Raw genomic sequence first — 12,549 nt, forward strand, 5'->3', positions numbered from 1 at the left:
CTCGTCCTATTCCTGTTGTTTATTGTCCAGCCTGCGGTTCTTCAGGCTGTGCTTGGTCTTTTCCAGCTGGCGGATCAGGCCCGGGCCGCGGCGCAGCGCCACGCTGACGGTCAGGATGTCGATCTGCACCAGGTGCACGATGCGCGAAATCATCGGGCTGTAGGTTTCGTTGTCTTCCAGCGTGTCGGCGATCAGCGACACGGTGGCGCGGCGCGCCAAGGGCGAGCCGCTGGTGGTCAGCGCGATGACCTTGGCACCGGAGGCCAGCGCCACGTCCACCGCGTCCAAGAGCTCCATGGTGCGGCCCGAGCTGGAGATCGCCACCAGCACGTCGTCCGGGCCCAGCACCGACGCCGCCATCATCTGGATGTGGGTGTCGGAATAGGCGACGGTGGGGATGCCGAAGCGGAAGAACTTGTGCTGGGCGTCGGCGGCGATGATGCCGGAGTTGCCCAGGCCGTAGAACTCGATGCGGTTGGCGTCGGTCAGCAGCCGCACCGCGGCCTCTATCGCCTGCGGATTGACGTCGTTGCGGCACTTGAGCAGCGCCGACACGGTGTTGTCGAACACCTTGGCCACGATCTCGGACGTCGGGTCTTCCGGCCGCACGCTGGAATGGACGTAGGGCACGCCGGTCACCAGGCTGCCGGCCAGCTTCAGCTTGAAGTCGGGCAGGCCGGAGCAGCCGACGGTGCGGCAGAAGCGGATCACGGTGGGCTGGCTGACGCCGGCGTTCCTGGCGATCTCGGCGACGGCGGCCTGGATCACGGTGTACGGCTGCTCCAGCACCAGATCGGCCACCTTGCGTTCGGCCGAGGACAGCTGTTCCAGCTGGCCGCGAATGCGATCAAGCATGCATGTCTCCTGCGGTGCCGCCGCGAGGATGGGTGGTCTTGTCCACCGGGGCCGGGCCGCGCGGCGCCAGGTGGTCCGCCAGATGGGCGGCCACGCCCGGCAAGGCCGGATAGGCGCTGGTGATCAGGTAAACCGGGATGTCGGCCAGGTAGGCCGACATCCGCCCCTTGTCCTCGAAACGGCGGCGAAATGGGGATTGTTCAAAAAAACCGCTCAAACGCGGCACAATACCACCACCTATGTATACCCCGCCACGGGCACCGAGGGTCAAGGCCAGGTTCCCGGCCGCGGAACCTAGCAATCCGCAGAAGATTTCCAGCGTTTCGCGGCAGCGCGCGTCGGCGCCGGACAGGCCGCGGGCGCTGACTTCGGCCGGCACCAGATCAAGCTCCGCCGCGCCGTCCAGCGTGCACAGCGCCTGGTGCAGCAGGCTGAGGCCGGAGCCGGACAGCAGCCGTTCGTGGGACACGTGGCCGAAGCGGGCCGAGACGTAGCGCCAGACGCCGATCTCGCGCTCGTTGGCCGGCGCGAACGAGGTATGGCCGCCCTCGCCGGACAGCGCGCGCCAGCCGCCGGCGTGCGGCACCAGCGCCGACACCCCCAGCCCGGTGCCGGGGCCGATCAGCGCCAGCGGCGAATCCGGCCGCGGCGCGCCGCCGCCTATCCGCGAGAGCTCGCCGCGCGGCAGCCTGGGCAGGGCCAGCGCCAGCGCGGTGAAGTCGTTGAGCAGCAGCAGCGTGGTCAGGCCCAGCGCGCGGCGCGTCGCTTCGATGGAAAACGTCCAGTGGCAATTGGTCATCGTCACCTGGTCGCCGTTCAGCGGATTGGCGATGCCGATCGCGGCGTGGGCGACGCGGCGCGCGCCGGCCTGGGCCAGGTAGTCGCGCAGCGCGTCCTGCAGCGTCGGGTAGCGGGCATTGGACAGCGCCAGGATGTCTTCAATCACTCCGGGCGCGGTTTCCAGCGCGAAGCGCGCGTTGCTGCCGCCGACGTCGCCGAGCAGCCGCGGCCAGGCTTCAGGCAGACCAGTAGACATCGAACGGCACCTTGTCCTGGGCCAGGAAATGGCTGATCGGCAGCGCGTCGTCGGGGCCGCGGGCGGCGGCTTCCAGCACTTCGCGCTTCTTCGCCCCCTGGATGGACAGGATCAGGCAGCCGGATTGCATCAGCGCGGCGTAGCTCAGCGACACGCGGCGGTGCGGCGCGGTCTGCGGCGTCACCGCCAGGAAGGGCGCCGGATTGGCCGGGTCCAGGCCGGCGGCCAGCTCCGGCGCGCCGGGGAACAGCGAGGCGGTGTGGCCGTCCTCGCCCATGCCCAGGATGGCGACGTCCGGCGCGATGAAGTCGCGGTTGTCGGCCGCCACTTCGGCGTCGATGTTGGCGACGGCGCGCACCAGCGGCAGGAAGCGGGCGGTCGCGGCGCGGCCTTGCAGCAGGTGCTCGCGCACCAGCGCGCCATTGCTGTCGGCGTGGTCGGGGGCGACGAAACGCTCGTCCACCAGGGTGACCGTGACCCGGGCCCAGTCTATCGCCATCTCGGACAACAGCTTGAACAGCGGGATCGGCGATTTGCCGCCGGACACCGCCAGCGCGGCCTGGCCGCGGCTTTCGATGGCCGCCGCCAAGCGGGCGGCGATGCTGTTGGCCAGCGCGTCGGTCTGCTGCGCGGCGTCGGGGAATTCCAGCCAGTTCATGTCAGCACTCCTCGTGCCAGCTGATGCCGTCGCGCGACAGCAGCGCGCTGGACGCGGCCGGGCCCCAGCTGCCGGCGGTGTACTGCTTGGGCGGGTTGTTGGTGCTGGCGGCCCAGGTGTCCATGATCGGCTCCACCCAGCGCCAGGCCTCGATCAGCTCGTCGCGGCGCATGAACAGCGCCAGCTTGCCGCGGATCACGTCCAGCAGCAGGCGCTCGTAGGCGTCGGCGCGGCGCACCTTGAACGCCTTGTAGAAGTCCAGGTCGAGGTAGGTCGGCTGCAGGCGCATGGTGTCGCCCGGCTCCTTGGCCAGGAAGTACAGGCGGATGCTTTCCTCCGGCTGCAGGCGGATCACCAGCCGGTTGGCGTGGTGGCTGCCGCCCAGCGGGCCGGAAAACACCTGGTGCGGCACGTCCCGGAAATTGATGACGATCTCGGCCAGACGCTCCTGCATCCGCTTGCCGGTGCGCAGGAAGAAGGGCACGCCGGCCCAGCGCCAGTTGTCGATCTCGGCCTTGATGGCGACGAAGGTCTCGGTCTGGCTGCCGGCTGGAATGCCGTTCTCCTGCTGGTAGCCCACCACCGGCTGGCCGCCCACGGCGCCGGCCTTGTACTGGCCGCGCACGGTCTTGGCGGCGACGTCCTGCTCGGCGAACGGGCGCAGCGCCTTCAGCACTTTGAGCTTCTCGTCGCGGACGGCGTCGGCCTCCAGGTTGGCCGGCGGCTCCATCGCCACGATGCACAGCAGCTGCAGCAGGTGGTTCTGCACCATGTCGCGCAGCGCGCCGGTGCCGTCGTAGAAATCGCCGCGGCTGCCCACGCCCAGTTCCTCGGAAATGGTGATCTGCACGTCGTGTATCCACTCGCGGCGCCACAGCGGCTCGAACAGCGCGTTGGCGAAGCGGATCGCCATCAGGTTCTGCACCGATTCCTTGCCCAGGTAGTGGTCGATCCGGTACAGCTGCTCTTCCTGGAAGAAGCGGGCGACGTCGTCGTTGATCTCGTTGGACGAGGCGAGGTCGGTGCCCAGCGGCTTTTCCAGCACCACCCGCACATTGGGGCGGTTGAGGCCGACGGCGGCCAGGTTTTCGCAGATGCCGGCGAACAGATTGGGCGCGGTGGCCAGGTAGCACACCACCACCTTGCCGGCGTCGTCGCCCACCTTCGCCGCCAGCGCCGGGAAGTCGGCGGCCTGGGAGGCGTCGATGCGCAGGTAGTCGATGCGGCTACAGAAGCTCTGCCAGGCGGCGTCGTCGAAATGGGCCTTGATATGGATGCGGGACTGCTTTTCGACGGAAGCCAGGTAGTCGTCGCGGCTCAGATCCTTGCGGCCCAGCGCCAGGATGCGGCCCTGCTCGTTGAGCAGGCCGGCGGCATGGGCCTGGTACAATGAGGGCAGCAGCTTGCGCATCACCAGATCGCCGGCGCCGCCGAACAGCACCATGTCGAAGGCCGGAGTAGGGGTAGAACGAGTCTCCATCCTGATCTTCCATCTCGTTAAGTGTATTAGATGTAGTTATATTACCATTCGCCATCGCGCTGTCTACGTCGGTACAGACGATGTGGCCGCTTTTGCAACACCATTTGCCTTGGCTCAAAAATCGGCTATTTCCGCTGGAAATCCTTGAGAAGAAATAGGATAGTCGCCTTGGGCCGCCGCGCGGGACGCGTAGCGAACCTTGCATTTTGAGTGTAGTAAAACTACTATCAGTTTCAAATCCAATTACGGAATGTCATCATGGCCTTGCATCCCACCCTGTCCGCCGTCACCGACCGCATCGTCGCGCGCAGCCGCGCGCGCCGCGACGCCTACCTGGCGCGGGTGCGCGCCGCCGCCCAGCAGGGCCGGGTGGAACGCGCCCAGCTGTCGTGCACCAACCTCGCCCACGCCTTCGCGGCGATGCCGGATGCCGTCAAGATCCACCTGAAGGAAGAGCACCGGGCCAACCTGGCGATTGTATCTTCCTACAACGACATGCTGTCGGCCCACCAGCCGCTGGCGGCCTTCCCGGCCTGGCTGAAGGAGGCCGCGCTGTCCGCCGGTGCCACCGCCCAGTTCGCCGGCGGCGTGCCGGCGATGTGCGACGGCGTGACGCAAGGCCAGCCGGGCATGGAGCTGTCGCTGTTTTCCCGCGACGTGATCGCGATGAGCACCGCCGTCGCGCTGAGCCACCAGATGTTCGACGCCGCGCTGTATCTGGGCGTGTGCGACAAGATCGTGCCGGGCCTGATGATAGGCGCCCTCACCTTCGGCCACCTGCCGGCGCTGTTCGTTCCCGCCGGCCCGATGACCACCGGCATCGCCAACGACGAGAAGGCCAAGGTGCGCCAGCTGTACGCCGAGGGCAAGGTCGGCCGCGACGCGCTGCTGGAGTCCGAGTGCCAGTCCTACCATGGACCCGGCACCTGTACCTTCTACGGCACCGCCAATTCCAACCAGATGCTGATGGAGATCATGGGCCTGCACCTGCCGGGCGCCGCCTTCGTCAATCCGAACACCGCGTTGCGCGAGGCGCTGACCCGCGCCGCCGCCGTCCAGGGCAAGAAGATCGCCGCCCAGGGCGAGCAATTCACCCCGGTGGGCGAGATGATCGATGAAAAATCCATCGTCAACGCCATCGTCGGCCTGCTGGCCACCGGCGGCTCCACCAACCACACCATGCACATCGTCGCCATCGCTCGCGCCGCCGGCATCGATGTCAACTGGGACGATTTCGACCAGCTGTCCGCGGTGATTCCGCTGTTGGTGCGCGCGTACCCGAACGGCAAGGCCGACGTGAACCACTTCCACGCCGCCGGCGGCATGGGCTTCGTGATCCGCGAGCTGCTGTCCGCCGGCCTGCTGCACGAGGACGTGGGCACGGTGATGGGCCGCGGCCTGTCGCATTACACCCAGGAGCCGTGGCTGGACAACGGCGAGCTGAAATGGCGCGACGCGCCGGCGGTAAGCGGCGACGACAGCGTGCTGCGCCCGGCGTCCAACCCCTTCTCCGCCGACGGCGGCCTGAAGCTGATGGCCGGCAACATCGGCCGCGCGGTGATCAAGGTGTCGGCGGTGAAGCCGGAGCACCGCGTGGTGGAAGCGCCGGCGGTGGTGTTCCACGACCAGAACGACATGCTGGCGGCGTTCAAGCGCGGCGAGCTGGAAAAAGACTTCGTCGCGGTGATCCGCTTCCAGGGCCCGCGCGCCAACGGCATGCCGGAGCTGCACAAGCTGACCCCGGCGCTGACCATTCTGCAGGAGCGCGGCTTCAAGGTGGCGCTGGTCACCGACGGCCGCATGTCCGGCGCGTCCGGCAAGGTGCCGGCCGCCATCCACGTGTCGCCGGAAGCGCTGTCCGGCGGCGCCATCGGCAAGGTCCGCGACGGCGATTTGATCCGCGTCGACGCGCACACCGGCGAGCTGTCCGCGCGGGTGGACGCCGCCGAGTGGGCGGCGCGCGAACAAGCGCAGGCCGACCTGTCGCACAACGATTACGGCATGGGCCGCGAGCTGTTCGCGGTGTTCCGCCACGGCGCCGACGAGGCCGAAGCCGGCGCGATGAGCTTCCGCCACCCCGCCTGGAACTGAGCGCGGGCGGCACAATATTCAGCAGGGCGGCGCAGCGTGGTCTGGCCGTCCGCCAACAGGAGATGGAAATGGATGCATTGTCTGTACTGCGCCAGGGCCCGGTGGTTCCGGTGATCATCGTCAACGACGCCGCGGTGGCGGTGGACCTGGCCCGCGCGCTGGTGAACGGCGGCATCAAGGTGCTGGAAGTGACGCTGCGCACCAAGGCGGCGCTGGCGGCGATGCGCCGCATGCGCGACGAAGTGCCGGAAGCCATCGTCGGCGCCGGCACGCTGCGCAACCGCGCCCAGCTGGAGGCGGCGGTGGACGCCGGCGCGCAGTTCGGCATCAGCCCGGGCTTCTCCGGCGAGTTGGCTTCGGCCGCGCGCGCGTCCAACCTGACGCTGATCCCCGGCATCGCCACTCCGTCGGAAGCGATGTGGGCGCAGGACGAAGGCTTCAACACGCTGAAGCTGTTCCCGGCCGAGGCGGTGGGCGGCGTCAAGCTGTTGAAGTCGCTGGCCAGCCCCTTCCCGGACCTGCGCTTCTGCCCGACCGGCGGCATCGACATCAAGAAAGCGCCGGAATACCTGGCATTGCCCAATGTGCTGGCCGTCGGCGGCAGCTGGCTGACGCCGGACGACGCCATCGCCGCCCGCGACTGGGACCGCATCACCGCGCTGGCCCGCGAGGCCTGCCAGCTGAGCGCCGGCTAAGCGCCCCGCTGCCGCTGCATCGATGCCGCCCACGGGCGGCATTTTTCATGGCCGCTTTCATGGCCGCGTCTTGGTTCCAAGGTTTCGTCAGCGGGTCTCAGGCGCGAACACCCGCTCGGCCATGTGGTCGATGAAGGCGCGCAGCCGCGGCGGCATCGCCGGCGTCGCCGGCCACAGCAGATACATGTTTCCGCTGCGCGCCACCGCGGGCGCGTCCAGTTGCGCCAGCGCGCCGGCGGCCAGCTCGCGGCGGACGGAGAAGTCCGGCAGGCAGGCGATGCCCATGCCGCGCGCGGCCAGCTCGATCAGCGCCTCGCCGGTGTTGCAGCTGGCGCTGACCGGCGGCGAGGCGTCCTCCCCCTCGGCGTCCAACAGCGGCCACGGCAGCAGCTTGCCGCTATGGGGCAGCCGGTAATGCAGGCAGCGGTGGTGTTGCAGATCGCGCGCGGTCCGCGGCGCGCCGTATTCGGCCAGATAGCCCGGCGAGGCCAGCAGCCGCATGTGGTAGCTGCCCAAGCGCCGCGCGGCCAGCCGGGAATCGCCGGGCTCGCCGCCGCGCACCACCACGTCGAAGCCCTCGCCGATCACGTCCACCAGCCGGTCGCTGTAGTCCAGGTCCAGCGCCACCTGCGGATAACGGCGCATGAAGTCGGCCAGATGCGGCGTCAAGAGGCCGCTTTCGTGCGGCACGCCCACCTTCAGCCGGCCGCTGGGCGCCGCCAGGCCCTGCTGCAGCTCGCGTTCGGCCGCTTCCGCCTCTTCCAGGATGCGCAGGCAGCGCGCCAGGTATTGCTGCCCTTCGGCGGTCAGCGCCAGCCGCCGGGTGCTGCGGTGGACCAGCCGCGCGCCCAGCCGCTGTTCCAGCCGCGCCAGCCCCTTGCCCACCGCCGACGCCGACAGGCCCAGCCGCCGTCCGGCCGCCACCAGGCTGCCCTGGCGCGCGATCTGGGCGAACAGCTCGATTCCGCTCATTCTGTCCATGGTTTTCTCTGAATTGCGGAAATAAATTCCGTTATGAGCGGCATGCTAACCCATTTATCCGTCATGGACGCGCTTTTAGCATCGGGGTTTCAACCCATGCAGGAGCTTTGCCATGCCGACGACGACAGCGCATCCCGAACCCAATGGCGCGCCGCCGCGGCCCGCCGCCATCTATCTGCTCAGCCTATGCGTTTTCGCGATGGCCACTTCGGAATTCATGGTGGCCGGCATGATGCCGTCGCTGGCGGCGGCCTTCCGCGCCTCGCTGGCCGAGGTCGGCAATCTGGTGTCCGCCTTCGCCGCCAGCGTGGTGATCGGCGGGCCGCTGCTGACCTGGCGGCTGCGCGCGGTCCGGCGGAAGCCGGCGCTGCTCGGCCTGCTGGCGGTGTTCCTGGCCGGCCAGCTGATCGGCGCGACGGCTGACGGCTATCCGCAGATGCTGGCGTCGCGCATCGTCTGCGGCGTCGCCCAGTCGGCCTTCTTCGGCGTGGCCCTGGCGCTGGCCGGCGAGCTGGTGGGCATGGACCGCATCGCCCGCGCCGCCGGCCTGGTGCTGAACGGTTTGATGCTGGCCTCGGTGGCTGGCTTGCCGATGGCGACGCTGCTGGATCAATACTGGGGCTGGCGCCCGGCGTTCTGGCTGGTGGCGGCGCTGGTGGGGCTGGCGATGCTGGGCATCGCCGCGGCGGTGCCGGCCGGGGACAAGCCCGCCGGCCAGGATGCCGGCGGGGAATGGCGGGCGCTGGCGCGGCCGGCCTTGTGGGCCGCCTATCTGTCCAGCGGCCTGATCATCGGCGCGGTGTTCGCCGCCTTCACGTATCTCGCGCCGCTGTTGCTGCGCGTCAGCGGTTTTTCCCCGGCGATGGTGCCGCTGCTGTTCGGCGTCTACGGCGCGGCGACGGTGCTGGGCAATCTGGTCACCGGCCGGCTGGCCGACCGCCACACCCGGCGCGTGCTGCAGGGCGGCGTCCTGACGCTGCTGCTGGTGATGCTGGCGTTGGCGTTGGGCGCGCAATGGCAGGCGCTGGCCGTGGCCGGGGTGTGCTTGCTGGGGCTGGCCGGCTTGCCGATGAATCCGGCGATGGTGGCGCGGGTGGTGCGCGCCGGCGGCGCGGGGCCGATGGTGAACAGTCTGCACATGGCGGTGGTCAACCTGGGGCTGATGTTCGGCGCCTGGGCCGGCGGCCTGTGCCTGGACGCCGGGTGGGGCTTGCGCGCGCCGCTGTGGCTGGGCGCGGCGCTGGCCCTGCTGGCCTTGCTCAGCCTGGGGCTGGACCGGAGCGGCTACAGCTGGCGGGCCACCGCCAGCTCGCCCGGCCTGCCCAGGTGATAGCCCTGGTATAGCTCGACGCCGAGCGCGCGCATCGCTTCCAGCTGCTCGGCGGTTTCTATCCCTTCCACCAGCATCCGGCTGCCGATCTGCCAGCCGAATTCCAGCAGCGCCGGCAGCCTTTGCGTCTGGCCCGCCATGTGGTCCAGCAGCAGGCTGCGGTCGATCTTGATGATGTCCGGGCTCAGCTCGCCCATCCTGTCGCGGCGCGAAGGCAGCGCGCCGAAGTCGTCCACCGCCAGGCCGAAGCCCATTTCCGCCGCGTGGCGCATGCCGTTCAGCAGCGGTTGGCCGTGGTGCTCCACCTCGAACTCAGGCAGCTCGAAGATCACGCCGCCGCTGTCCAGCTCCACGCTCTGAAGCATGCTGCTCAGCAGCGGCAGGTGGGTGCGGCCGCTCTGGTCTTGCTGCACGGTGGCGGGCATCAGGTTCAGGCACAGGCAGCCGCCCTGGCCGCTCTGGGCGAAGTTGCGCACGTGGATCAGCCGGGCCAGGCGGTCGGCCTCCAGCGCCATGTCCGGCGCCAGCGAGGCGAGAAAGCGGTCCGGCGGCAGCCATTCGCCGCCCTCGTCCACCACGCGCAGCAGCGCCTCGTGGCCGAACAGGCTGCCGCCCTTGTAGAAGATGGGTTGGAACGCGCTCAGCAGGCGGTAGCCGGCCAGGCTGGAGCAGTAGCGGCCGGAAGCGTCGCGGAACAGCATGCTGCCCGCCTGCGCGCCAAGAGTGGGCTGCATGGCGCACCTGCCTTGGTGAGGAATCGATGCTTCAGCATAGCAAAATCACGTAGCGGAATAAGACGCGCTAACAAAATCTTGCAGAGTATTCCGGCCCGCGGGGCCGTTGTCTTTCTGGCCTGGAGGCCGGCGGCGGAAACCGTCGGCAGGCGTTCATTCCGCCAGGTGCAGCTGGGTGCCGGACTCCTGGATGACGCGGGCGATGGCCGGCGGCACCGGCTTGTCGGTGAACAGCGCGGCGATCTGGGAAAGCCGGCCCAGCTCCACCAGCGCCGGGCGGTCGAACTTGCTGTGGTCGGCGGCCAGGAACACCTGGCGCGACTGCTGGATGATGGCCTCGGTGGTGCGCACTTCGCGGTAGTCGTAGTCGCGCAGCGTGCCGTCGGATTCGATGCTGGACACGCCGATGATGCCGTAGTCGACGCGGAACTGGCGGATCATCTGCACCGTCGCCTCGCCGGTCAGGCCGCGGTCGCGCTTGCGCAGCGAGCCGCCCAGCACGATCACCTCGCAGTCCGGGTAGTCGCACATCTGCTCGGCCACGTGCAGGTTGTTGGTGATCACCCTCAGACCGCGATGGCGGTGCAGCGCCTTGGCCACTTCCTCGGTGGTGGTGCCCAGATTGATGAACAGCGAGGCGTTGTCCGGGATGTGGCGGGCCAGGCAGGCGGCGATGCGGCGCTTTTCCTCGATGCACAGCACCTGCCGCGCCTGATAGGCGACGTTCTCGACGCTGGACAGCACGCTGGCGCCGCCGTGGTAGCGCTGCAGCAGCTGGTGTTCGGACAGCAGCGAGATGTCGCGGCGTATGGTCTGGCGGGTGACGGAGAAGTGGTCGGCCAGCTTCTCCACGCTGACGTAGCTCTCGCGCTTGACCAGGTCCAGCAGCTCTTGTTGACGTTGATTCAGAATCAGCATGCTTGTTGTTTCTCCGCGTATTGCGGCTGATTGTAAGCGATTTGCATCCGCGCCCGTCAACGTCCGGCCCGGCTAGCCGAGCAGCCGCGCGCGGGCCTCCTCGGCGATGGCGAGGCAGCTGGTCAGCCCCGGCGATTCGATGCCGAACAGGTTGACCAGGCCCTTGGCGCCGTGGACCGCCCGCCCCTGGATGACGAAGTCGGCGTCCGGCTCGCCGGGGCCGGCGATCTTGGCGCGGATGCCGGCGTAGCCGGGCGTCAGCGAGCCGTCCGGCAGTTGCGGCCACCAGGCGCGCACCGCGTGGTAGAAGGCGGCCGCGCGCGCCGGGTCGACGTGGTAGTTGACGCCGTCCACCCATTCCACGTCCGGGCCGAAGCGCGCCTGGCCGGAGAGGTCCAGCGTCAGGTGGCTGCCCAGGCCGCCGGCTTCCGGCAGCGGGTAGATCAGCCGCGAGAACGGCGCCAGGCCCTGCAGCGAGAAATAGACGCCGCGCGCGTAGCGGGCTTTCGGAACCGCATCGACGGGCAGGCCGGCGATGGCGCGGGCGAGGTCGGGCGCGAACAGGCCGGCGGCGTTGACCACCTTGTCCGCCAGCAGCTCCATGCCGGCGACGCGCAGCACGATGCCGTCGGCGGTGACCGCGCCGCCCTCCACCGGCGATGCCAGCGCCAGCTGCGCGCCGGCCGCTTCGGCGTCGCCCAGCAACGCCAGCATCAGCGCGTGGCTGTCGACGATGCCGGTGGACGGCGACAGCAGCGCGGCGGCGCAGCCCAGCGCCGGCTCCAGCGCGCGGGCCTCGGCGGCGCTAAGCCGGCGGATGTCGTCCACGCCGTTGGCGCGCGCCTGTTTTTCCAATGCATCCAGCCTGGCCAGCTGGCCGCGGCGGCTGGCGACGATCAGCTTGCCCAGCCGCCGGTGCGGCACCGCGCGCTCGGCGCAATAGCGGTACAGCGCGTCCCGTCCGGCCACGCACAGCTTCGCCTTCAGGCTGCCTGCCGGGTAGTACAGGCCGGCGTGGATCACCTCGCTGTTGCGGCTGGACGCGTGCTGGCCTATCGCCCGCTCCGCCTCGACGATCACCACCTCGCGCCCGGCCTCGGCCAGCGTTTTGGCGACGGCCAGGCCGACCGCGCCGGCGCCGATCACTACCGTGTCTATCCTGTCCATCGGCCTGTCCTCATGCCTGGGCGCGCCGCATCGCGACGCGGTTGCGCAGCCCGGCCGCCGCCTCGGCGCGCAGCTGGTCCGCCAGCGCGCTGCCGGCCGGCGGCTCGAATTCCATAAAGCCGTGGCGGCGGTAGAACGGCGCGTTCCACGGCAGGTGGGAGAAGGTGGTGAGGGTGACGGCGGCGCAGCCGCGCAGCCAGGCCTGGGCCAGCGCGTGCCGCAGCAGCGCGGAGCCGATGCCGCGGCGTGCGTAGTCCGGGTCCACGTCCATCTCGGCCAGGTGCAGCTGGCCGTCGACGATCTCCGCCAGCGCGAAGCCGACCGGCAGGCCCGCGTCGTCCGCCACCCACAGCAGGCCGGCGTCGCGGGCGGCGCTCAGGGTTTCGGCCGGCAGCGTGTGCTCGGACAGCGCGGAGGGCAGGTCCGCGGGGGAGAACAGCCGCGCGGCGCGGCGCTCTATCCGCGCCAGCAGCGGCAGCTCGGCCGCCTCGGCCGGACGGATCAGCAGGCCGTTTTCTATCATGTGGTCCTCAGTTGTTCGGCGGCCAGCCGGCCCAGCCGGGCGATGGCGGCTTGCTGCGCGGCATCCCAGGGCTGGCCGAAA

General features: G+C 69.6%; 12 protein-coding genes. 3 read left to right on the forward strand and 9 right to left on the reverse strand.

All coding sequences use genetic code 11. From position 1 onward, the window contains the following. Nucleotides 1–6: 6 nt before the first annotated feature. Genes hexR through zwf form a run of 4 tightly spaced genes read right to left on the reverse strand, consistent with a single transcriptional unit; the run spans nt 7 to nt 4,029 of the window. A complete protein-coding gene (gene hexR / locus VL52_RS05490) occupies nt 7–855 on the reverse strand; it encodes a transcriptional regulator HexR (RefSeq protein WP_046156089.1) in 849 nt (282 codons plus the stop codon). Continuing rightward, the gene (locus VL52_RS05495; protein WP_046156090.1) at nt 848–1,891 is read right to left on the reverse strand and encodes a glucokinase; all 1,044 of its coding nucleotides are present in this window, start codon (nt 1,889–1,891) and stop codon (nt 848–850) included. The genes hexR and VL52_RS05495 overlap by 8 nt, the downstream gene beginning before the upstream one ends. Then, a complete protein-coding gene (gene pgl / locus VL52_RS05500) occupies nt 1,872–2,549 on the reverse strand; it encodes a 6-phosphogluconolactonase (protein ID WP_046156091.1) in 678 nt (225 codons plus the stop codon). Before pgl ends, VL52_RS05495 begins: the two co-directional genes overlap by 20 nt. Nucleotide 2,550: 1 nt before the next feature. Then, on the reverse strand, nt 2,551–4,029 hold the full coding sequence (zwf, locus tag VL52_RS05505; protein WP_046156092.1) for a glucose-6-phosphate dehydrogenase: 1,479 nt from the start codon (nt 4,027–4,029) through the stop codon (nt 2,551–2,553). Nucleotides 4,030–4,287: 258 nt separating this feature from the next. Between zwf and edd the strand changes: the two genes are divergently transcribed. Further along, nucleotides 4,288–6,120 carry a phosphogluconate dehydratase gene (gene edd, locus VL52_RS05510; protein WP_046156093.1) on the forward strand — a complete coding sequence of 611 codons (1,833 nt, stop codon included), beginning with the start codon at nt 4,288–4,290 and terminating at the stop codon, nt 6,118–6,120. 68 nt (nt 6,121–6,188) lie between these two features. Continuing rightward, nucleotides 6,189–6,815: a bifunctional 4-hydroxy-2-oxoglutarate aldolase/2-dehydro-3-deoxy-phosphogluconate aldolase gene (locus VL52_RS05515; RefSeq protein ID WP_046156094.1), complete on the forward strand. Its 627-nt coding sequence runs from the start codon at nt 6,189–6,191 to the stop codon at nt 6,813–6,815. 87 nt (nt 6,816–6,902) lie between these two features. Here VL52_RS05515 and VL52_RS05520 read toward each other — a convergent pair whose 3' ends face one another. Beyond that, a complete protein-coding gene (locus tag VL52_RS05520; RefSeq protein WP_046156095.1) occupies nt 6,903–7,796 on the reverse strand; it encodes a LysR family transcriptional regulator in 894 nt (297 codons plus the stop codon). Nucleotides 7,797–7,908: 112 nt separating this feature from the next. On the opposite strand from VL52_RS05520, the gene VL52_RS05525 reads away from it, so the two are divergent. Then, nucleotides 7,909–9,126, forward strand: coding sequence for an MFS transporter (locus tag VL52_RS05525; RefSeq protein WP_046156096.1), 1,218 nt, complete (start codon nt 7,909–7,911; stop codon nt 9,124–9,126). Here VL52_RS05525 and VL52_RS05530 read toward each other — a convergent pair. The 4 genes from VL52_RS05530 to VL52_RS05545 all read right to left on the reverse strand — a co-directional run bounded on the left by VL52_RS05530 (nt 9,081) and on the right by VL52_RS05545 (nt 12,468). Next, nucleotides 9,081–9,860, reverse strand: coding sequence for an EAL domain-containing protein (locus tag VL52_RS05530; protein WP_052717497.1), 780 nt, complete (start codon nt 9,858–9,860; stop codon nt 9,081–9,083). The two genes, VL52_RS05525 and VL52_RS05530, sit on opposite strands and share 46 nt — an antisense overlap. Nucleotides 9,861–10,013: 153 nt before the next feature. Then, complete coding sequence (locus VL52_RS05535; protein ID WP_046156097.1) at nt 10,014–10,778, reverse strand: DeoR/GlpR family DNA-binding transcription regulator; 765 nt, start codon at nt 10,776–10,778, stop codon at nt 10,014–10,016. A 72-nt stretch (nt 10,779–10,850) separates the two neighbouring features. Beyond that, a complete protein-coding gene (locus VL52_RS05540) occupies nt 10,851–11,945 on the reverse strand; it encodes an NAD(P)/FAD-dependent oxidoreductase (protein WP_046156098.1) in 1,095 nt (364 codons plus the stop codon). Between the two features lie 10 nt (nt 11,946–11,955). Next, nucleotides 11,956–12,468, reverse strand: coding sequence for a GNAT family N-acetyltransferase (locus tag VL52_RS05545; RefSeq protein WP_046156099.1), 513 nt, complete (start codon nt 12,466–12,468; stop codon nt 11,956–11,958). Nucleotides 12,469–12,549: the final 81 nt, after the last annotated feature.

The sequence above is a fragment of the Chromobacterium vaccinii genome, assembly GCF_000971335.1.
Classification (GTDB): domain Bacteria; phylum Pseudomonadota; class Gammaproteobacteria; order Burkholderiales; family Chromobacteriaceae; genus Chromobacterium; species Chromobacterium vaccinii.